Genomic DNA, 447 nt, shown 5'->3' with positions numbered 1-447 from the left:
CGCGACGTCGAGGCGGCCCGTGCTCGCCAGCCCACGCACGAGGGCTATCGCATAGGTCGGGTCGGTGGGCGCCGCGCTCGCGGCGGCGGCGAGCGCGGCGGGCGACATATCGGTCGCGAACACGCCGGCCGCACTTTGTTGCCCCACCGCCGCGCGGTCGAGCAGGCGCGCCGCAGTCGCGCGGTCGCCCAGACGCTCGAACGCGCGCGCGACGACGCTGAGTGCGTACGGGTCGGCGTCGCTCCGCGCCAGAACGGGGCGCAGCGCCTCGATCGTCCCCGCGGCGTCGCCCGACCGCAGCAAAGCGGCGCCCAGCAGCCCGCGAACGCGCAGGTTGAGCGGCTGGACGCGGAGCAGCGCGCGCCAGCGCTCGATCGCCTGCTCGTGCCGGCCCGCGTGATGGTCGAGTACGCCCCAGAGCAGCATCGCGCCTGGGCTGGCGTCGCC

General features: G+C 76.5%; 1 protein-coding gene. It reads right to left on the bottom strand.

All coding sequences use genetic code 11. From position 1 onward, the window contains the following. Nucleotides 1–447, bottom strand: a 447-nt coding sequence (locus tag ACU8YE_RS25270) for a tetratricopeptide repeat protein (RefSeq protein WP_446930314.1), incomplete at both ends; no start/stop codon positions are given.

It is taken from the genome of Ralstonia sp. VS2407, assembly GCF_052950655.1.
The sequence above is the reverse complement of the archived record's forward strand: the minus strand, read 5'-3'. Positions and strand labels throughout refer to the sequence as shown.